Raw genomic sequence first — 19,640 nt, forward strand, 5'->3', positions numbered from 1 at the left:
CGGGCTGGCCGGGCGACCGCGGCGCACCTCCGGGTGCGGCGAGGAAGGTCCGGGCTCCACAGGGCAGGGTGGTGGGTAACACCCACCCGGGGTGACCCGCGGGAAAGTGCCACAGAGAACAGACCGCCACCCGGCTCCGGCCGGGCGGCAAGGGTGAAACGGTGGTGCAAGAGACCACCAGCGACCCGGGCGACCGGGCCGGCTCGGCAAACCCCACCCGGAGCAAGGTCAAGAAGTCGCGGGTCCGCCCGCGATGCGTGCACGTTCGAGGGCTGCCCGCCCGAGTGCACGGGTAGACCGCTGGAGGGCGTCGGCAACGGCGCTCGTAGATGGATGGTCGCCCCCCGACGCCCCGCGAGGGGCCCGGGGACAGAACCCGGCCTACAGGCCAGCCCGTCCGCTTCACCCCCTCTGACCTGTGGGGATGTGATTCACGGGGAGGTAGCGCACGACCACGCGGTACTTCCCTCGGAGCTTCGCGCCCTGAAGTGCCCTGCGCAGGACGGGCTTATTGATCGTGACCGTCGCAATGCGGGAGGAGCACACGGCCGCGCACGATCCGATCCACGTGCCGCGGACTCGTGACGGGCGGCCTGTCTTCTCTCCGGCCTGCCTTCTCTCACCGGGTCAGGCGGCGAGTGGATAGGGGCCCAGTCGGCTGTAGGCCACGACGGCCGCCGATGCCAGCAGCGCGGCGTTCACGATGATCGGCTGCGCCTCGTGCCGGCGCGCGTGGGTGAGGGCGGCGCCGACCATCAGCAGGACCAGGCCGATTGCCGCGACAGGGACGAGGGATGTCGCGACGCCGACGAGGCCGGGAAGCAGGAGACCGAACGCGGCGAGGACCTCGAGGAGGCCGATGACCTTGATCGCGCCTGGGCTGAACCCAGCGAGCGCCGCTCCGGTGCTGGATGCGACCAGCTTGTCCTTGGGTTGCAGCAGCTTGGCTGCACCGCTTGCGCAGAAGACGGCCGCCAGCAGTCCGGTGATGATCCACAGTGTCGTGTGCATGTGTGTCCGACGGAGCCGGCCAGGCAACTGTGAGGTTTCGCTGAGACCTCACACAACACCGCGCGCCTTCGTCGTAGGGGAATGACGCCGGACCGCTGGACACTTCTTGCCATGACTTCACACCCCACCTCGTCCCAGGACGGGGGTGATCCCGACCTGACGGCTGTCATGGCCGAGCGACGGCACCTGCGGAACCTCGCCTACCGCCTGTTGGGGTCCTTGGTGGAGGCCGAGGACGTGGTCCAGGAGACCTACGTCCGGTGGTACGCCATGTCTGAGGAGCAGCGAGCGGCCGTCCGGTCCCCGGGCGCGTGGTTGACGACCGTCGCCGGTCGGATCTGTCTTGACCTGCTGGGGTCCGCCCGTTCCCGACGCGAGCACTACGTCGGGGAGTGGGTGCCCGAGCCGCTGCCGACGCGGACGATGTGGGCCGAAGACGGCGCCACCCCGGTCGACCCCGCGGACCAGATCACGCTGGACGAGTCGGTCCACATGGCCTTCCTCGTCCTGCTGGACACCATGACACCGGCCGAACGGGTTGCCTTCGTGCTTCATGACGTCTTCCGCTACCCGTTCCCCGAGATCGCGGTCATCGTCGGCCGCAGTCCTGCCGCCACCCGGCAGCTGGCCTCTTCGGCGCGCCGGCGAATAGCCGGGTCGCCGCCACCGGTCACGTCCACGACCCAGCACACAGCGGTCGTGCGCCGCTTCAAGGAGGCATGGGAGGCCCGCGACATCGACGCGCTGGTGGGACTGCTCGATCCTCAGGCCGTCGCTGTCGGGGACGGTGGTGGACAGGTCAGCGCAGAGGAACGACCCGTGCACGGCGCCGCGAGAATCGCGGAGTTCCTTGTCGGACGCGCCACCGCGCTGGCCGGGGTGACGATGGCGGAGAGCCTGGTCAATGGGCAGCCGGGTCTGGTCGCGCGGTCGGGCGAGGCCATTGTCGCGGTGATGGCTTTCGAGGTCGTCGACGGCCGCATCGCGCGCATGTGGTCGGTGCTCAACCCGGACAAGCTGGTCGCCTGGGCCGAGGCAGACGCATGAGGAGCCGGGCGATCCTGGTCGGCGGGCTGCTCGTGGGTGCCGTCGGGATCGCGATCCTGTGGGCGGCCGGCGTCGACTTCCCCGTGGCGATCCCACCTGGTTTGGTGATCCTGTTGACCGGCGCGGCCGTCGTGGCCGGCGTCCGGCGTCGGTGGTCGGACGGGGTCGGAGCCCTGCTGGGACTGTTCGTGATCGTCGGCTTCGTCCTCAGCGGCATCAACGCTGACGGCTTCGACAACCTGCTCGGTGAGAACGGCGCAGCGGTGGCGATCGGCCAGGTCGTGCAGCTGGTGGGCGTGGTGACCGCCGCCGTCAGCGGCGCGCTGCTGGCTTTCCGGGGTGACTGAACGCCGCACCGCAGTCCTGCTCGACCGCGGCGCGCCGGTGCTCTCGAAGTGAGCCACCTCGCCGTGTTCGCCGTGGACGACCGGCTTGGGCCCCGCTCGTCGTCTCGTGCAGCAGTCCCGATCGTTCGTGGGTCGATGGTCGGCATGGGGGCCTCCGAGGCAGCCTTGTGGTCACGAGACCCGCTGCAGGCGCCGGCGGTACGTGAGGGACGAAGTCCCGTCGATCACGCCGACTCGGGCGCTTCGCCCCACGTATCCAGCTCCAACCGACAGCCGTCCACGGCTTGACAGCGCCACCGTGGTGTTGCGTACCTCACGCCTGCGCCGAGAAGGAGGCTCGTGGTCGGGTGCGCTAGTTTTGCGCCCTGACCCGGCACGGACCGGGTGAGGCGAACGTGCGCTTCTGCGTCGGCAGTCCGAGGCTGGAAACCTCCAGAGTCAGTCTCGAATCCTCTGGAGCTTCAGTATGTCCTCGGTCTTGCCGTCTCCCCACACTCGCTGGTGGGCGCTGGTCGTCCTCGGCCTCACCCAGTTGATGGTGGTCCTCGACGGCACCATCGTTGCCATTGCCCTGCCAGCCGCGCAGGCCGACCTCGGCATCGCAGATGGGCAGCGTCAGTGGGTCGTCACCGCCTACGCCGTCACCTTCTCCGCCCTGCTCCTGCTCGGCGGCCGGATCGCCGACTACTGGGGCCGCAAGCGCACCTTCATGGTCGGCATGGTCGGGTTCGGCGCCGCCTCGGCGTGGGGCGGGCTTGCGCAGTCAGGCGCCGAATTGATCGCCGCACGCGGACTCCAGGGCGTGTTCGCGGCGCTGCTGGCTCCCGCTGCCCTCGCGATGGTGGCCGTGTTGTTCCCCAGCGGCCGTGACCGCAACGTGGCTTTTGCTGTCTTCGGCATCATCGCCGGCACCGGCGCCGCCTTCGGCTTCCTGCTCGGCGGCGTGCTGACCCAGTACGCCGACTGGCGCTGGTGCCTGTTGGTGAACCTCTTCTTCGTCATCGCCGGTCTGATCGGCGGCAAGATCCTGCTCATCGAGAGCAAGGCCGAAGGCGACACCCGCTATGACATCCTCGGCACCGTCACCGTCGCGCTGTCCCTCGGCGCGCTGATCTACGGCTTCGCCCGGGCCGAGCACGGCTGGGGCGAACCCGACACGATCGGCTTCCTGACCGCCGGCGCCATCCTGATGGGCATCTTCGTGTGGTGGCAGGGTCGCACCTCCCACCCGCTCCTGCCCCTGCGCGTGATCCGCGACCGCGTGCGCGGCGGAGCCTTCCTGCTACAGGCCGTCGTCGGCGTCGTCATGGTCGGCGCGATGCTCTACCTCACCTTCCACTTCCAGCTGGTCCTCGGGATGAGCCCGCTGGCCGCCGGCTTCGGAAACGTCGCGATGACCGGGGTCATCATGGCGACCGCGCCGGTCTCCACCAGGCTCTTCACCACCTTCGGCCCCCGCGCGGTGCTCACCGCTGGTCCGCTCCTCACGGCGGCCGGACTCTTCCTCCTCAGCGGCATCACCGCCGAGGGCAGCTACTGGTCCGAAGTGCTGCCCGGCCTGGTCGTGATGGGGCTCGGCTTCTCCCTGATCTTCGTGCCGCTGCAGAACCTCGCCCTGGCCGGGGTCGACCCCCACGATGCCGGGGTCGCCTCCGCGCTGGCCAACGCCTCCATGCACGTCGGCGGCTCCATCGCGGTAGCCGTGTTCACCGCGCTCTACACCTCTTCGCTGACCGAGTCGCTCACCCAGGGCGCGGGCAAGCTGCCCGCACTGGCCGGCGCCCACGGCGACGTCTTCTTCGCCGCGGCCTGGGTGATGACGCTGGGCGCCGTCACCTCTTTCGCACTGATCCGCGGACCCAAGACCGGGATGCTGCCCCCCGTCGACGCGGTGGCCGCCCACTGACTCCTGATTCACCGAAGGTGATTCGGAATCGGTGATTCCGGCGCATGAGTGGCGCATGGATATGGAGGCGGTGGCCGTGGCCTGGCTGGTCCGCCGGCCGGTGCCGGCTCTTCCACCTCGAGAACCACCCACCCGCGCCACCCTTGACAGAACCTAGGAGCTTCCCCGTGCCCTCCGGCCGGCGGGCCAAGGAGAACCGGCCGGATCTGCGTAGGACTCTTTCGTTCGAGCACGTGTTCGAGTAGAATGAGGCATGGCCTTGATCGCGACGCTCGAGCACCCGCTGGACACCCCAGCCGACGTGCTCGCGTCCGCCCGGGCCGAGCAGAAGGCGGCGAACGCCGCTGAGGCTCGTCTGCTGGAGACGGCGGTGCAGTGGTGCGTGCTGCACCCGGCGGAGTCGTTGGACGAGGCAGCGACCTGGTCGGTGTTCCGGGGGTTCGGTGACAAGCCGGTGTGCCTGGCCGGTGAAGGTGCGCCGTTCGTGACCGAGTTCGCGGTGGTGGAGTTCGCCGCCGGGCTAGGCAAGTCCGAGGACGCCGGCCGCGCCTACCTGGCCGAGGCGCTCGAGCTGCGCTACCGGCTCCCGAAGCTGTGGGCGAAGGTGACCTCACTGGATCTGCCCGCCTGGAAGGCCCGGTCGCTCGCCCGCCGCACCCTGCACCTGCCGAAGAAGGGCGCCGCGTTCGTCGACACCCACCTCGCACCCGTCGCCTCGACCATCGGCCCCGCGGCTCTGGAGCGGTTGCTGGAGGAGGCGCTGGTCCGGTTCGACCCCGACGAAGCCCAACGGGTCGCGACCGAGCGGGCCGAAGCTCGGCACGTGACCATCCAGTCCCGCCAGGTGTCCTTCGACGGACACGTGGACGTCTGGGCGACCCTCGACCTCGCGGACGCGCTCGACCTCGACGACGCCCTGACCAAGGGCGCGGCGAGGCTCGAGCAGTTCGGCTGCACCGACACCCTCGACGCCCGCCGGTCGGTCGCGCTGGGTGACATGGCGCGGCGGCAGCTGAGCCTGGAGTTCGACACCGACCCCAAGCCTCTCGTGGTCCACGTCCACCAGAGCCCCGACGGGACCCTCGACGACATCACCCGCGTGGAGAACGTCCGCGGGTTCGTCCTCACCACCCAGCTAGCCGACTGGTGCACCCGCGCCGCGCGGTCCGACGCCGGCAAGACGATCACCGTCAAGCCCGTCATCGACCTCAACAGCCGGATCCACGTCGAGGCCTACGAAGTCCCCGACCGGCTTTCAACCCAGACCCTGCTCCGCGACCACCACTGCGTGTTCCCCTGGTGCACCCGCCCCGCCCACGCGAACTCAAGGGTGGACGACGACCACGTCATCCCCCACGCCAGGGGCGGACCGACAGCGACCGAGAACATCGCACCACTCTGCCGACGCCACCACCGCGCCAAGACCCACGCCGGCTGGTCGCAGCAGACACCGGCAGCGGGGGTGTTCGAGTGGCGAAGTCCGACCGGCCTCACCTACCGGGTCGACCACCACGGCACCCACGACCTCGGCCCCGAACCACCCCCGACATAGCCCCACCGCCCCGACCCCGCCGGACCACCCAGCCGGCGGGGCACAGGCACGTCGAGACGCCCCAGCCCGGGCGCGCAGCTCGCTGGCTGGACGAGCGAACCTCGTCGAGGAGGGCAGCGAGCGTTTGCTGACACCTCGCCGAGCACACGGGCTGAGATCCGCCCGTCGTCGAGGACGAGCGCGCTCGGTATGGCACTCGGCGGCAGCGACCCGGCGAAGGCGAGCAACGCGGTTCCGTCCTCGTCCACGAGGCTCGGGCGGAGACCCCGAGCTCCCTCACGAAGGCTCGGGCTGCGGCGGTGTCGGTCTCGTGGCTCTCGAGGGGAGACTCGACCACCGTCGAGGGTGCGGCCTTCGAGAGGCGCCGGCGCTCGCGCTCCTCGGCGGGAATGACCTGCACGACCCGCCTCCCGAGATGAAGCCGGTGCACTGGTCCTTCCGATGCGGCGCATGCCGTGACGAGCAGGCGGCGCCCCGGGCTCCTCGGGCTCAGCGACGCACCATCCGTAGGCTCGCCCCCATGATCGAACGCCGACTCGTCCTGGTCCGGATCACTGCGGCGGAGATGCCCACCGCGGGGACCGCGACGGCCTTCGAGCTGCCCGACAGCGTGCTGACGATGCTCGACGAGGGCTGGCGGGTGGTCAACCACACGACCGGCTTCCCGGACCTCTCCGGCGACATGGTCGTCTCCCTCTACTGCGAGCGCCCCGCAGCCTGACCCCGCCCGCCCGAGACTCAGCCCGGCAACCCCGACCAGGGGTCCTCGCGCCGCCACAGGGTCGGCAGGTGGACGGAGACGCCGTCGGCGGTCGCGAGCCGGTCGAGCGTGCGGATCGAGGCGTCGAGGTCGTCGCCGGCGTACGGCAGGGCCCGCAGCGGGCGGTCGAGCGGCCGGAAGAAGTCGTCCCAGTGGGTCAGCACGACCCGGCTGGCGCCGACGGCGCGCACGGTGTGCTCCCAGTACTCCTCGACGTAGGACTCCGGCTGCACGCCGAGCTGCCCGACGCCGAGGTAGGCGACGTCGGCGCGGCACCCGGCGAGCGACCCGGCGACGTACCCGGCGCTCCCCTGCACCAGCGCGGTCCGGCCGCTCGGGCCGTGGGCGAGCAGGATCGACCACGCCTCGCCACAGCGGTACGCCGCCGTGCGGGCCGGCGGCACGACGGGCGCCTCGATGGAGCCCGGGTAGCGGTCCGGCGGGCAGTGGGCGGAGGCGACGAGGGTCAGCGTGAACGCCCCGAGGGTGAGCGTGTCGCCGGAGGAGACCACGCGGATCCGTTCGTCGGGCAGGCCACCCCCGCGGCCGACGTTCGCGGTGGAGGTACCTCCGACGAGCAGGGCGCCGGTGCGCCCGGCGACGACGGCGGAGTCGAGCGCGTGGTCGTAGTGGCTGTGCACCGGGACGACCGCCTCGACGCGGACGTCCCCCGCGTCGGCCAGCGCGCGGCCCAGCGCGGCGTCGATCCGGTCGAGGTCAGGGGCGATCCGGCCGAGCCCCACCTGCAGCAGGCCGGGGCGGGTGAAGAACCCGTCGGTGAGCACCGCGGAGGTGCCGTCGGAGACCAGCAGCGTGGAGACGCCGAGGAACGTCACGCCGAGCGCGCCGTCGGCCGCGGGCGGGACGTCGTGGCGGGAGGCGTGCCGGTGCAGGTCGGGTCGTCCGGGCTTGAGGCGCACGCCGGCACGCTAGTGCCAGGAAGTCCGGGTCCGACGGAACCCCGCCCGCCCCGGGCCGCGTCTACCCCCTGATGGACGAGAACGAGTTCGCGGCGTACGCCGACGAGGCATGGCCGACGCTGGTGCGGGCGGCGGTGTTCCTGGGCTGCTCGCGGGCCGACGCCGAGGACGCCGCGCAGACGACGCTCGTCAAGTGCTTCCGCTCCTGGACGAAGGTGACCGGCGCCGACAACCGGGAGGCCTACGTCTACCGGATGCTGGTCAACACCGTCCGCGACAGCCACCGCCGGCCCTGGCGCCGCGAGCGCTCCCACGCGGACGTGCCGGACGACCGCGCCGGCCGCGGGCACGACCCGCACGGCGCGGTCGAGGTCACCGACGCCATCCACCGGGCGCTGAGCGGGCTGAGCAAGGTCAACCGCGACGTCGTGGTGCTGCGCTACTTCGTCCAGCTCACCGAGGCCCAGACCGCGGCCGCGCTCGACGTCGCGCCCGGCACCGTCAAGAGCCGCCTGTCGCGCGCGCTCGCTCACCTCGCCACCGACCACCACCTCGCCGACCTCACCGGGAGGACCCACCCGTGACCGACCTCGAGCGGCTCTGGGACGACGTCCCCGTCGGCCCCGCCCCCACCGACCGCATCCTCCGCGCCGCCCGCCGCGAGCAGCGGTCGTGGCACCGCCCCCTGCTCCGCTCCACCGGCACGGTGCTCGCCCTCGGCGCGCTAGCCGCCGCGTTCGTCGCCGGCACGTCGGTCTCCGACGGCCCGCCGGAACCGCCCGGCTCCCCCGGCGCCGGCGGGGCGGGGGGAGCCGTCGCGGAGTTCTCCGGCGCGCTCGTCGCGGCCGGGTCGTGCGAGGCGCTGCTCGAGCACTACGTCGACGCCGGCCAGGAGCTGGTCGGCCCGTGGGGGTGGGAGCAGATGTGGCCGGCCATCGCGGCGGAGGGCGCCATCCGGCGGGACGGCGCGCAGCGGCTCCGCGCCCCCGTGGCGGCCGACTACTCGGCCAAGGCCAGCCGCGCGACGAGCAGCGAGACCGGCACCAACGTCCAGGAGGCCGGCGTCGACGAGCCCGACCTGGTCAAGACCGACGGCGAGGTGCTCTACCGGTACGCCGCCGGCCGGCTCACCTCCTACGACGTGACCGGACCGGAGGTCGAGCGGATCGGGTCGGTGGCGCTCTCCGGGACCGACGACGCGGAGATCCTGCTGGCCGACGACATCGTCGTCGTGGTGGGCGAGGACCGCGTGGTCACCGTCGACGTGGCCGACCCCGCCACGATGGCGCCCCGCACGCAGCTCGACCTCACCTCACCGGTCGTCACCGCCCGGCAGCACGGCGGCGACGTCCGGCTGATCGTCTCGACCGGCCTGCCGGAGCTCGACTTCGTCGAGCCGAACCGCCGCCGCGGCATCACCCTCGCCGAGGCCCGCCGGCGCAACCGGGCCGTCGTCGCCGACACCACGATCGCCGACTGGCTCCCGCGCGCCTCGCTCGACCGCGGCCCGGAGGAGCAGCTCTCCGACTGCGCCGACGTCGCGATCCCCAGCACGCCCGCTCCGCTGGGCACGACCACGGTGCTCGGCTTCGCCGCCGACGACCTCCCCGCCCGCGACGTCACCGGCATCGCGGCCGACGCCTCGACGACGTACTCCTCCCCCGACCGCCTCTACCTCGCCACCGCTGGCGGCTGGGGCGGCTGGGGCGGCTGGCCGTGCCCGACCTGCTCGAGCCGGATCATCACCACGGAGAGCGACGGCACGACGCAGGTCTTCGACCTCGAGCTCGACGGCATCGGCACGCGGTACGCCGGCGCCGGCCGCGTCGACGGCGCGGTCCGCGACCGGTGGGCGATGGACGAGGTCGGCGGCGTGCTCCGGCTCGCCCTCTCCCCCACGACCGCGACCGGCCGCGGCAACGCGGTCGTGACGCTCCGGCGCGAGGGCGATGAGTTGCTCGAGGTGGGCCGGCTCGACGGCATCGCGCCGCGCGAGGACATCACCGCCGTCCGCTGGTTCGACGACCTGGCCGTGCTGGTGACCTTCCGCCAGGTCGACCCGCTGCACACGATCGACCTCTCCGACCCGGCGCGGCCGCGGATGCTCGGCGAGCTGAAGATCCCCGGGTTCAGCGCCTACCTCCATCCCCTCGGGGAGCGGCGGATGCTCGGCATCGGCGAGGGCCCCGTCCCCGGACCGCGCGCGAGCCGCGGCTGGGGCGCGCAGGCCGGCCTCTTCGACGTCACCGACCTCACCGACGTGCGCCGCCTCGACACCGTCGACTACCCCTCCGGTTCGTACGCCGGCGTAGCCCGTGACCCGCGCCAGCTGGCGTGGCTGCCGGGGATCCGCACGGTGGTGACCGTGGTCGCGCGCGGCCGGGCGGGCTACGTCTCGGTCCTCCGGCTGGCCGACGGGCGGATGCGCAACGAGATGGTGCTCGCCGAGCGGGGGCGGGACCTGGACGCCGTCCGCCTGGTGCCGCTGGCCGGCAACCGGGTCGTGCTGGTGACCGACGCGGACGCGTCGTACCTCGACCTGGCCGGGCCGCCCGCGGCCGAGTGACGGCGGTCGACGGAGCACGACTGTTCACAGGACCGTCCGAAAGGACGAGTATCGCTCGCCCGAGTCCGGTTACGGGGGCCAGGTCCGGCGACGCCAGCGAGGGTGAGCATCACTCTTCTGCGGCGACACCGGGCGACGGCGCGACTCGGGGATCGGCATGGGGTCTCCGGGTCGCGCCACCTACCCGGTCGCGACCTTGCGGAGGGGCCGGCGTCAGCGCAGGTGGACCGCGACGAGCGCGACGTCGTCCTCGCGGCGCGCCGGGAGCATCCGCCGCAGCAGCTCGTCGCCGAACGACTCCAGGCCACGCCCCTCGTGGAACAGGCCGGTGAGCCGCTTCGCCAGGAGGGCCAGGCCGTCGTCGAGCGGCTGGTCGCGCCGCTCGACCAGGCCGTCGGTGAAGAGCAGCAGCATCGAGCCGCGGCGCAGCTCCACCACGGACTCCCGTCGGTCGACCTCGGGTTGCAGGCCGAGCAGGAGCCCGGGCTCGACGTCCACGAGGAAGCGCACCTCGCCGGTCTCGTCGACCACGACGGGGGGCGGGTGCCCGGCGTTGGCCCACCGCACGCGGGTGGTGCCCGCCTCGCTCCCGGGCTCGAAGCGGACGATCGCGGCGGTGGCGGTCGTCCCGAGGTCGAGCACCTCGATCGCCTCGTCCACACCGCGCAGCACCGCGGCCGGCCCGTCGCTGGTGTGCACGGCGATGCCCCGCAGCACGCTGCGGATCTGCGCCATCGCCGACGCGGCCACGACGTCGTGGCCGACGACGTCACCGATGACCACGACCGTCGCGCCGTCGCGCTGGCGGAAGGCGTCGTACCAGTCTCCGCCGACCTGCGCGGCCTCCGAGGCGGCCTCGTAGCGCACGACCACCTCGAGGGACTCCGCGGCCAGCGGCGGGGTGAGCATGCTGTGCTGCAGCGCGGCGGCGAGGTCGCGCTGCTCGGCGTAGAGCCGGGCGTTGTCGACGTGGACGCCCGCACGGGCCGTCATCTCGCTGACCAGCGCGATGTCGTCGGCGCCGAAGGTCGGTCGCTCCGAGCCCCGGAACAGCGACACCAGGCCGACCGTGCGACCACGGCCGCGGAGGGGGACGACCAGCGCCGAGGCCGGCTCGAGCGCACGCACGAGGGTCCGCGCCTCCCCGGGGGCCAGCACCTGCTCGATCGCGGAAGCGGCGTCCGCGGGGACGAGCACCGGCTCCTCGGACACCAGCGCCCGGGCCAGGAAGGAGTCGTCGCTCAGGGAGGCGATGCGGAGCTCGGCGTACCGGTCGAGCAGCGGGCGACCGGCCGCGTCGCGGTGCCACCGGCCGACGTCGCGGACCCGCTCGCGCCAGCCGCCGCGCGTCTCGTCGGTCACGAGGGTGACCAGGCACCAGTCGGCCATCTCGGGCACCAGCACCTGCGCCAGCAGTCCGACCCCGATCTCGGGGTCGAGGCTGCTGGTCAGGGCCTCGGAGGCCGCGGCCAGCAGCGCCGAGCGCTGGCTCTCCCGCGCCAGCAGCTGCTGCGCGGCGTGGCGGTCGGTGACGTCGTTGAAGTAGACCGAGAGCCCGTCGGGGGTCGGCCAGGCCCGCACCTCGGACCAGGTGTCCAGCGGCGGCGGGTAGTAGGCGTCGAAGGCCACGGGCTCGCCGGTCGCGACCGCCGCCCGGTAGTAGCGCTCGAAGTCGGTCCCCAGGGCCGCCGGGAACAGCTCCCAGAGCACGGCGCCGACAAGGGTGCGCGAGACCCCGCCGAGCAGCTCGTGCGCGGCTCGGTTGGCGTAGGTGAAGCGCCACTCATGGTCGAGGTGGAAGAACGCCGTCGGCATGGCGTCGAGCACCCGTTGGACCCGCGCCTCTCCCTCCGCCACGGCGGTGTTGTCGAAGGCGATGCCGAGCAGCCGGACGGCCGGGCGGCCCTCGGCGGGGGCCACGGCGCGGCCCCGGGCCACGACCCAGCGGATCTCGCCGTCGGGCCGCACGACGCGGTACTCCGCGGCGTACGCCCCACAGCTCTCGATGGCCTCCGCCTGGGCCGCCTGGACCCGCGCGCGGTCCTCGGGGTGGATGGCGGCGTCGAAGGACTCGATCGTGCCGGCGAAGGTCTCCGGGTCGAGCCCGAAGATCGCGAGCACCCGGTCGTCCCAGACCAGCTCGCCGGTGACGAGGTCCCAGTCGAAGGCGCCGACCCCACCGGCGATGACGGCGAGCTCCCAGCGCAGCCGCGCGGTGCCCTCGCCGGGGGCAGGGCTCGCGGACCCCCCTGGCGTGCTCGGCATGTCCACTGCGCCACCTTCGGAGTCGTCGACCCCGCGATGATCCCACGGAACGCGCGAGGACCGCGCCGGAAACGCCGATCCGCCCAGGGTCTGCGGGCGGCCGCGACGGGGTACCTCGCCGCCCCCAGACCCCGTCCCCTCGTCGAGGAGAGGAGCACCAGCGTGCGAGCGATGGTCTACCGCGGTCCCTACCGCGTGCGCGTGGAGGAGAAGCCCGACCCACGCATCGAGCATCCCAACGACGCGATCGTCCGCGTCACCCGCGCCGCCATCTGCGGGTCCGACCTGCACCTGTACCACGGGATGATGCCGGACACCCGGGTCGGCCACACGTTCGGGCACGAGTTCATCGGCATCGTCGAGGAGGTCGGCTCCTCGGTGCAGAACCTCCAGGTCGGCGACAAGGTGATGGTGCCGTTCAACATCTTCTGCGGGTCCTGCTTCTTCTGCGCGCGCGGGCTCTACTCCAACTGCCACAACGTCAACCCGAACGCCACGGCGGTCGGCGCGATCTACGGCTACTCCCACACCACCGGCGGGTACGACGGCGGGCAGGCCGAGCTGGTCCGGGTGCCGTTCGCCGACGTCGGCCCCTCCCTCGTCCCCGACTGGCTCGACGACGAGGACGCCCTGCTGATGACCGACGCCCTGGCGACGGCGTACTTCGGCGCCCAGCTGGCCGAGATCCGCGAGGGCGACACCGTCGCGGTGCTCGGCGCCGGTCCGATCGGGCTGTTCGCCGCGCGGAGCGCCTGGCTGATGGGCGCCGGACGCGTGGTGGTCATCGACCAGCTGCCCGAGCGGCTGGAGAAGGCGCGCACCTTCGCCCACGCCGAGACGATCAACTACAACGAGGTCGACGACGTCGTCCTGGAGATGAAGAAGCAGACCGACCACCTCGGCTTCGACTCCGTCATCGACGCCGTGGGGGCGGAGGCCGACGGCAACCTGGTCCAGCACCTGACCTCGGTGCGGTTCAAGCTCCAGGGCGGCTCACCGGTCGCGCTCAACTGGGCCATCGACGGGGTGCGCAAGGGCGGCGTGGTCTCGGTGATGGGCGCCTACGGGCCGATGTTCAGCGCGGTGAAGTTCGGCGACGCGCTCAACAAGGGGCTCACCCTGCGGATGAACCAGTGCCCGGTGAAGCGGCAGTGGCCGCGGCTGCTGGAGCACGTCCGCAACGGCTACTTCAAGCCCAGCGACATCGTCACCCACCGCATCCCGCTCGAGCACATCGGCGAGGCCTACCACCTGTTCTCGGCCAAGCTCGACGGCTGCATCAAGCCGGTCATCATCCCCGACGCGAGCTGAGAGGACGCCCCATGGAACGCACCGACCCCCGTCCGGTCTACACCCGCCGCAAGCCGCCGCTGCCCGAGACGCCCGAGCAGCTGCGGGCCCGCATCCCCGGCTGGGGTGTGGACCTCGACCCCGCCGACCGGCCGTCGTACCCCCGCGAGATCGCGGCCGAGACCGGCGCCCGCTGGGACCTGCCCGAGCCGCAGCCCGAGCACGGCGAGCGCGAGCGCTCGATCGAGCACGCCATGCTCACCCCGGTCTTCGGCACCGCCCAGCCGCTGCACGGCCTCTCGGGGGCCGTGCGTCGCTACGCCTACCGGCGCCACAGCGAGGGCAAGGCGATGCACTGGCTGCTGCTCCTCGCCGCCGACCGCGTCGACGTCGTCGAGCACGTCGTCGGCTCCCTCGCCACGACCCGCCCCGACGACCCGCTGACCGAGACCGGCCTCGGGGCCGAGGTCGCGCACGGGAGGTCGCGGTTCGGCCGGGGCCGCTCGGACCTGCGGCACCAGGCGATCGACCCGCTGGTCAACGGGGCGCCGTGGGTGGCCGGGGCGCTCGGCGCCACCTGGGCGGTCCGCCGACTGGTACGCCGCGTGGCGTCCCGCTGACCGCGGCTCAGCGGACCGCGGTCGCCTTGACGCGGAACTCGCGCCGGTCGTCCAGCGGGAGGCCCATGCACGCGAAAGCCGTGGCCTGCCAGCAGCGGTAGCGGCTGCTGGTGTTGGCCAGCGTGACCTCCACCCACGACACCGACCCGAACGGCACCCGCACGGTGGCCTCGCCGTCGCGTCCGGTGCGCACCAGCCGGGTCGCCACCGGCCCGCGGCGCGGCTTGGTGGTGACGACGGCGGTGCCGCCCTCGACGGTGGCGGGCAGGTCGAGCTGGAGCCGCAGCCGGGTGCCGCGAGGCACCCCCGCGGCGGGTCGGAGGCGGATGGTCGCGGCGGCGAGGTGGTCCAGGCGCAGCGAGCCCCAGCCGGTGGACGCGCCGGCCCGGAGCACCGTCTGGTCGGCCAGCGGGGCGTTCGGGTAGCGGTTGGCCCGCCCCTCGTCGTACGTCGTGCGGGCGCGGCGGTTCTCCGCGGCGAAGCGGGCGAACGCCGCCCGCAGGCTGGTGCCGCGCTTGCGCAGCACCCGGTCGACCGCCTGGACCGACCAGCGGTCCGCGGCGCCGCGGCGCCCGTCGGCCTGGCGCCACACGTCGCGGACGAACGTCGGCAGCCCGGCCTTGGCGCGCGGGAAGCGCTCGGTGAGGTGGCGGAAGAAGATCCAGCCGCCGTACATCTGCAGGCCCCCGGAGTCGTCGAGGGAGACGCGCGGCTGGGCGAGCGGGGACTGGGCGAGGTACTGGACGTTGTCGTCGACGTCGGTGAACAGCTCGTCCTCGGCCCAGGTCGCGGTGGCCTCGAGCAGCCAGGCGTCCTCGGCGGCGTCGTAGGCGTACTGGACGGCGTGGAAGTACTCGTGCGCGGCGGTGACGCGCAGGTTGTCCAGCGGGTTGTTCTGGGGGAACTGGGCGGGGTCGTAGTCGTTGTCGAGCACGCAGTAGGCCCACACGTCGAACGGCCCGCCGGAGGGGACCTGCTGGTCGGAGGTGCAGTAGCCGTAGATGGCCTGGCTGCCGATGTCGGCGAGGTAGACGTCGGGGCGCTTGTCCCCGCCGAGGGTGCCGTCCCCGTGGGGTGCGCGGTAGCCGGCACGGACGTAGGTGCGGTGGACCTGGGTGAGGATCTTCAGGGCGCGCTCGACGTAGTCGGGGATCCCGTCGGCGTCCGCGTCGGCGCTGGGCACGGCGTGCCGCCCGGACTCGACCCAGTGGACGCACACCTGGGTGCAGCGGCGCTGCGGGTCACTGAACAGGCCGTACCCGTCGGGGTCCAGCGGCCCGTCGGTGGGCCGCGCGAGGATCCGGTCGGCCGCCTCGCGCTGCTCGCCCTCCAGCGCCGACCGGGTCAGCGCCAGGTCGCGCAGCGCGAGGGTGACCTCGCGGCCGTCGCCGGCGAGCGCGTCCTGCGCGGAGGCGAGGGCGGCCCGCGCCGCATGGACCTCGCGGGTGGGCCCGGTGCTCGGGCGCTCCCCGTCGGCACCCGCGGGAAGGACCCCGACGCCGGCGAGGCCGACGAGGAGGACGAGCAGCGCGGCGAGGCGGGCGGTCGGGCGAGGGAGCACGGGGCCTCCGAGGTCGGTCGGGGCGTCACCGGTGCGCCCGAGCGTCGTTGAGCCTGCCACAGCCGACGCGCTCCAGGAGGACAGATGACGGCACCGCACGACGACGGATCAGACCTGCGGTCCTACGCCGTGACCTGTGTCCTGGTGCTGTCGTTGATCGTCCTCCTCCAGGTGCTCCGCTACGCCTGAGCCGCGTCCTCGACGAGCTCGAAGGCCACGCGGCGGGTCGCCACGTCGGCGGTGACGAGCCGGACGCGTACGTCGGAGCCGAGCGGCAGGTCGGTGGCGCCGGTGACCCGGGCCTCGACGGCGACCTCCTCGACGGTGACGTCGCCCGAGCGCGGGTCGTCCTCGTCGAGGTCGACCACGACGCCGGCGAAGACCTCGCCGACCCGGGCGCCGAGCACGCCGGCCTCCACGAGGTCGACGATCGCCCTCTGGTAGCGGTTGGCGCGCTGCCCGGAGCCCTGGAGCGTGGCCGGCAGGCCGGGCAGCCGGTCGTGGACCCACGCCGGCACCTCGGTCCCGGCGCACAGCGCGAGGCAGATCTCGCCGGCGTACCGGTCGCCGAGCCGGCGCAGCGGGGCGGTCACGTGGGCGTACTCCGAGGCGAGCGCCGCGTGCAGCGGCTGCTCGGGGACCTCGCCGTCGAAGGCGACGTACCCGCTGCCGCGCAGCAGCCGCGTGCACGCCACGACCATCGCCGCGTGGTGCGGCAGGGCGGGGTCCAGCGAGCGGATGAAGTCGGGGTAGAGCTGCTCGGCGGGCCACTCGATGCCGAGGGCCCGGGCGGTGCGGTGCAGCCGCTGCACGTCGCGGGGGTCCGGCGGCGGGAGGGTGCGCAGCAGGCCGACCCGGGCGTAGACCATCAGCGAGGCGGCGGCGAAGCCGGTGAGCAGCGAGATCTGGGCGTTCCACTCCTCCACCGGCAGCTGCCGGCGCAGCTCGAGGCGCCAGTGGTCGCCCTCGATGTCGATCTCCTGCTCGGGCAGCGGCAGCGACACCCCGCCCCGGGCGGCCTCGCGGGCCAGCCGCAGGCGGCCGACCTCGCGCAGCAGCACCAGCACCTCCTCGGCCGTGCCGGCGTCGAGCGCGGCCTGCGCCTCCTCGTAGGTCAGCCGGCGGCGCGAGCGGACCAGCGCCCGCTCGACGTGGACGGCGGTGCCCTCGCCCTCGGCGTCGACGCGGATCGTCCACAGCAGAGCCGGGCGGACCTGGTCGGGGAGCAGCGAGGCGGCGTCCTCGGAGATCACCTTCGGGTGCAGCGGGATCTTGGAGTCCGCGCCGTAGAGCGTCTCGCCGCGGCGGTGGGACTCCTCGTCGACCGGGTCGCCCGGGCTGACGAAGGCGTGCAGGTCGGCGATCGCGTAGTGCACGACGTACCCGTCGGCGTCCCGCTGGATGTGGAGGGCCTGGTCGAGGTCCATCGAGCCCTCGGGGTCGATGGTCACCAGCGGCAGGTCGGTGCGGTCGAGCGCCGGCAGCCGCGGCGCGGCGGCCGCCCGGGCGGCGGCCTCCTCGACCTCCGGCGGGAAGTCCGGGGTGACGCCGAGCTCCTCGCGGATCGCCGCGATGCCCTCGCGGAGGCGGACCGCGGCCACGCCGTCCTGCCTGGTGCGGACCCGGACCACGCGGTTGCTCGGCATGCCTCGTACCTTAGGCCGGTGCTGATCCTGCTCCCGCCGAGCGAGGGCAAGACCGCCCCGCACCGAGGCGCGCCGCTCGACCTCGCCGGGCTCTCCTCCCCCGTGCTGACCGATGTCCGGGAGCGCGTGCTCGGCGCGCTCGTCGCCCTGTCGTCCGGCAACCCGACCGAGGCCGCGACCGTGCTGGGTCTCGGCTCCTCCCAGCTCGACCTGCTCGAGCGCAACGCGCTGCTGCGCGACGCCCCGACCGCGCGGGCCGACCGGGTCTACACCGGCGTGCTGTACGACGCCCTCGACGCCGCCACGCTCAGCCCGGCCCCCAAGCGGCGGGCCGGCGCGCGGGTCGCGGTGGTCTCCAGCCTGTTCGGGATGGTGCGCCTGGGCGACCGGATCCCGGCGTACCGCCTCTCCGGCGACGTGACCCTGCCCGGGCTCGGCCCGGTGGCGGGCGTGTGGCGCGAGGCGCTCGGCCCGGCGGTGACCGAGGCGCTGGGCCGCGGACTGCTGGTGGACCTGCGCAGCACGATGTACGTCGCGTTCTGGCGACCCGACCGCGACCTGGCCGCCCGCACGGCGACCGTCCGGGTGCTGCACGAGTCGGGCGGCACGCGCAAGGTGGTCAGCCACTTCAACAAGGCGACCAAGGGCCGGATCGTCCGCGCGCTGCTCGAGGACGGCCGCGACCCGCGCACGCCGGCCGCGCTCGCCGAGGTCCTGCGCGACCTCGGGTGGGCCGTCGAGGTCGGCGAGCCCACCGCGAAGGGCACCCAGCTCGACGTGGTGGTCAGCCAGCTGTAGCCGCGGCGGCGGCGCGCGCCGCGGCCAGCTTGTCGAGGATCTCCACCAGCACGCCCGCCAGCTCCCAGCGCTCGGCCTCGGGCTGGGCGCGGTAGAGCTGCTCGAAGGTCACCGCCTGGAAGGCCGCCTCGACGACCAGCACGAGCGGCCACAGCGCGTCGACGTCGACGGAGGGGTACGCCGCCCGCCACACCTCCGTGTGCGCCTCGCGGACCGCCGCGCGGGCCTCCTCGGCCGCCCCTCCGGTCCCCTGCCCGGCCTCGCGGGCGGCGCTGTCGGCGAGGTGCTGGGCGTCGAGGAACGGGTGGGTCAGGCAGGCGTCGGTCCAGTCGTAGAGGACCGGCCGGCCGTCCCAGGCGACGTTGCCGAGGTGCAGGTCGCCGTGGTTGAGGGCGTCGGGGAGACCGGCGGCCCACAGGGTGCGGCACTGCTCGACCAGCCAGGGCTCCAGGTCGCGGGCGGTGGCGCGCTGCTCGTCGGTCATCAGGTGCTGCTCCACGCTGTCGCGGCAGACCGTGGCCAGCCCCGCCACCGTGGCTTCGAGGCCCCGGTCGGTGACGCCGGCGCGCAGGAGGGTCCCGCGGTGGGCGAGCGTGTCGAGCTGGAGGCGGGCCAGGGCCCGGGCGACCGCCGGCGCGTGCTCGGGGGCGGTGACGTCGTCCTCGGCCCCGCCCCACGACAGCGGCTCCATCAGCATCCACGCGCGGTCGGGGTCGACGGCGAGCACGCGGGGGGCAAGCCGCGGCGCGAGCCCCGCGACGGCGAGGGTCAGCGCGGGCTCGGTGCCGAACCCCTCGCAGGTCGCCTTGAACCACAGCTCGCCGCCGGTCACCGGCACCCGCAGCACCGCCGAGAGGCTCCACACCTTGACCGCCTCCGGCTCGCCGGCGCGGGCGTGCCCGGAGCGCGGTAGCACCTCGTCGAGCCAGGCCACGACCTGCTCGCGCCAGCCGGGCAGCCACCAGGGGGCGCGCCCGTCGTCGGGCGCCCCGTCCCGGCGCTCGCGGACGACGCGGCGCAAGCCGTCGGCCTGCCCGGGGACCAGGTCGAGGCCGTCGAGGCCGTCGAGGCCGTCGAGGCCGGCCAGCGGCCACCAGGCCGCGCCGGTGAGCGTCGTGGTCCCGTCGCCGACGAGGACGTTGGTGACGGTGCCGCCGTCCTCGCGCCAGGGCGCGGCGGCCACGAAGGCCGACGGGTCGCCGACCGCCGCGACGAGCTCGCGGTGGTCGGGCCAGCGCGGCTCGATCCGGACCAGGTGCGGCCGCTCCCCCTCGTCGGCGACCACCAGGACCCGGGTCAGCGACGGGTCGAGCAGGGCGACCTGGTGGTGACGGGCGAGCACGCCCGGATG

At 73.6% G+C, this 19,640-nt stretch carries 16 protein-coding genes and 1 other RNA gene; 11 read left to right on the forward strand and 6 right to left on the reverse strand.

All coding sequences use genetic code 11. The features are described from left to right. Positions 1 to 400: RNase P RNA component class A (gene rnpB / locus HPC71_RS13930), an RNA gene on the forward strand. A gap of 227 nt (positions 401 to 627) precedes the next feature. Here rnpB and HPC71_RS13935 read toward each other — a convergent pair. Beyond that, positions 628 to 1,011 carry a DoxX family protein gene (locus tag HPC71_RS13935; protein WP_154616294.1) on the reverse strand — a complete coding sequence of 128 codons (384 nt, stop codon included), beginning with the start codon at positions 1,009 to 1,011 and terminating at the stop codon, positions 628 to 630. A gap of 111 nt (positions 1,012 to 1,122) precedes the next feature. Here HPC71_RS13935 and sigJ point away from each other — a divergent pair, with 111 nt between their 5' ends. The 5 genes from sigJ (at position 1,123) to HPC71_RS13960 (ending at position 6,584) form a co-directional block, all read left to right on the forward strand. Then, positions 1,123 to 2,058: an RNA polymerase sigma factor SigJ gene (gene sigJ, locus HPC71_RS13940; RefSeq protein ID WP_154616472.1), complete on the forward strand. Its 936-nt coding sequence runs from the start codon at positions 1,123 to 1,125 to the stop codon at positions 2,056 to 2,058. After that, a complete protein-coding gene (locus HPC71_RS13945; RefSeq protein WP_154616292.1) occupies positions 2,055 to 2,405 on the forward strand; it encodes a hypothetical protein in 351 nt (116 codons plus the stop codon). The genes sigJ and HPC71_RS13945 overlap by 4 nt, the downstream gene beginning before the upstream one ends. Before the next feature lie 478 nt (positions 2,406 to 2,883). Then, positions 2,884 to 4,311, forward strand: a complete 1,428-nt coding sequence (locus HPC71_RS13950) for an MFS transporter (protein WP_216656421.1) — start codon at positions 2,884 to 2,886, stop codon at positions 4,309 to 4,311. 253 nt (positions 4,312 to 4,564) lie between these two features. Next, positions 4,565 to 5,863 (forward strand): HNH endonuclease signature motif containing protein, encoded by a 1,299-nt coding sequence (locus HPC71_RS13955; RefSeq protein WP_154616288.1) that lies wholly within the window; start codon positions 4,565 to 4,567, stop codon positions 5,861 to 5,863. A 520-nt stretch (positions 5,864 to 6,383) separates the two neighbouring features. Beyond that, positions 6,384 to 6,584, forward strand: a complete 201-nt coding sequence (locus HPC71_RS13960; protein WP_154616286.1) for a hypothetical protein — start codon at positions 6,384 to 6,386, stop codon at positions 6,582 to 6,584. A gap of 17 nt (positions 6,585 to 6,601) precedes the next feature. On the opposite strand, the gene HPC71_RS13965 is transcribed toward HPC71_RS13960, so the two are convergent. Then, positions 6,602 to 7,543: an MBL fold metallo-hydrolase gene (locus tag HPC71_RS13965; RefSeq protein ID WP_171896807.1), complete on the reverse strand. Its 942-nt coding sequence runs from the start codon at positions 7,541 to 7,543 to the stop codon at positions 6,602 to 6,604. 71 nt (positions 7,544 to 7,614) lie between these two features. Here HPC71_RS13965 and HPC71_RS13970 point away from each other — a divergent pair, with 71 nt between their 5' ends. Next, positions 7,615 to 8,127, forward strand: a complete 513-nt coding sequence (locus HPC71_RS13970) for an RNA polymerase sigma factor (protein ID WP_230084488.1) — start codon at positions 7,615 to 7,617, stop codon at positions 8,125 to 8,127. Then, positions 8,124 to 10,109, forward strand: a complete 1,986-nt coding sequence (locus HPC71_RS13975; RefSeq protein ID WP_154616282.1) for a beta-propeller domain-containing protein — start codon at positions 8,124 to 8,126, stop codon at positions 10,107 to 10,109. The genes HPC71_RS13970 and HPC71_RS13975 overlap by 4 nt, the downstream gene beginning before the upstream one ends. 213 nt (positions 10,110 to 10,322) lie before the next feature. Here the strand turns inward: HPC71_RS13975 and HPC71_RS13980 are convergent, their stop codons facing one another. Next, a complete protein-coding gene (locus tag HPC71_RS13980) occupies positions 10,323 to 12,374 on the reverse strand; it encodes a SpoIIE family protein phosphatase (RefSeq protein ID WP_154616280.1) in 2,052 nt (683 codons plus the stop codon). A 171-nt stretch (positions 12,375 to 12,545) separates the two neighbouring features. Here HPC71_RS13980 and HPC71_RS13985 point away from each other — a divergent pair, with 171 nt between their 5' ends. Continuing rightward, positions 12,546 to 13,685: a zinc-dependent alcohol dehydrogenase gene (locus tag HPC71_RS13985; protein ID WP_154616470.1), complete on the forward strand. Its 1,140-nt coding sequence runs from the start codon at positions 12,546 to 12,548 to the stop codon at positions 13,683 to 13,685. An 11-nt stretch (positions 13,686 to 13,696) separates the two neighbouring features. Further along, positions 13,697 to 14,284, forward strand: coding sequence for a hypothetical protein (locus HPC71_RS13990; protein ID WP_154616278.1), 588 nt, complete (start codon positions 13,697 to 13,699; stop codon positions 14,282 to 14,284). A 7-nt stretch (positions 14,285 to 14,291) separates the two neighbouring features. On the opposite strand, the gene HPC71_RS13995 is transcribed toward HPC71_RS13990, so the two are convergent. Continuing rightward, positions 14,292 to 15,845 carry an MXAN_6640 family putative metalloprotease gene (locus HPC71_RS13995; protein WP_154616275.1) on the reverse strand — a complete coding sequence of 518 codons (1,554 nt, stop codon included), beginning with the start codon at positions 15,843 to 15,845 and terminating at the stop codon, positions 14,292 to 14,294. A 179-nt stretch (positions 15,846 to 16,024) separates the two neighbouring features. After that, complete coding sequence (locus tag HPC71_RS14000) at positions 16,025 to 17,491, reverse strand: RNB domain-containing ribonuclease (protein ID WP_154616274.1); 1,467 nt, start codon at positions 17,489 to 17,491, stop codon at positions 16,025 to 16,027. Positions 17,492 to 17,509: 18 nt separating this feature from the next. Between HPC71_RS14000 and yaaA the strand changes: the two genes are divergently transcribed. Next, positions 17,510 to 18,289: a peroxide stress protein YaaA gene (yaaA, locus tag HPC71_RS14005; protein WP_171896809.1), complete on the forward strand. Its 780-nt coding sequence runs from the start codon at positions 17,510 to 17,512 to the stop codon at positions 18,287 to 18,289. Here the strand turns inward: yaaA and HPC71_RS14010 are convergent. After that, positions 18,276 to 19,631, reverse strand: coding sequence for a phosphotransferase (locus HPC71_RS14010; RefSeq protein ID WP_154616273.1), 1,356 nt, complete (start codon positions 19,629 to 19,631; stop codon positions 18,276 to 18,278). The genes yaaA and HPC71_RS14010 overlap by 14 nt on opposite strands. Between the last annotated feature and the right edge of the window lie 9 nt (positions 19,632 to 19,640).

The sequence above is a fragment of the Nocardioides marmotae genome (assembly GCF_013177455.1).
Taxonomy (GTDB): domain Bacteria; phylum Actinomycetota; class Actinomycetes; order Propionibacteriales; family Nocardioidaceae; genus Nocardioides; species Nocardioides marmotae.

Excerpts from the sequence above, each read along its gene's own strand:
- HPC71_RS13935 (WP_154616294.1), bottom strand. The coding sequence starts at position 1,011 with ATGCACACGACACTGTGGATCATCACCGGACTGCTGGCGGCCGTCTTC.
- HPC71_RS13970 (WP_230084488.1), top strand. The coding sequence starts at position 7,615 with ATGGACGAGAACGAGTTCGCGGCGTACGCCGACGAGGCATGGCCGACG.
- HPC71_RS13960 (WP_154616286.1), top strand. The coding sequence starts at position 6,384 with ATGATCGAACGCCGACTCGTCCTGGTCCGGATCACTGCGGCGGAGATG.
- HPC71_RS13985 (WP_154616470.1), top strand. The coding sequence starts at position 12,546 with ATGGTCTACCGCGGTCCCTACCGCGTGCGCGTGGAGGAGAAGCCCGAC.
- HPC71_RS13980 (WP_154616280.1), bottom strand. The coding sequence starts at position 12,374 with ATGCCGAGCACGCCAGGGGGGTCCGCGAGCCCTGCCCCCGGCGAGGGC.
- sigJ (WP_154616472.1), top strand. The coding sequence starts at position 1,123 with ATGACTTCACACCCCACCTCGTCCCAGGACGGGGGTGATCCCGACCTG.
- HPC71_RS13945 (WP_154616292.1), top strand. The coding sequence starts at position 2,055 with ATGAGGAGCCGGGCGATCCTGGTCGGCGGGCTGCTCGTGGGTGCCGTC.
- HPC71_RS13990 (WP_154616278.1), top strand. The coding sequence starts at position 13,697 with ATGGAACGCACCGACCCCCGTCCGGTCTACACCCGCCGCAAGCCGCCG.
- HPC71_RS14000 (WP_154616274.1), bottom strand. The coding sequence starts at position 17,491 with ATGCCGAGCAACCGCGTGGTCCGGGTCCGCACCAGGCAGGACGGCGTG.
- HPC71_RS13955 (WP_154616288.1), top strand. The coding sequence starts at position 4,565 with ATGGCCTTGATCGCGACGCTCGAGCACCCGCTGGACACCCCAGCCGAC.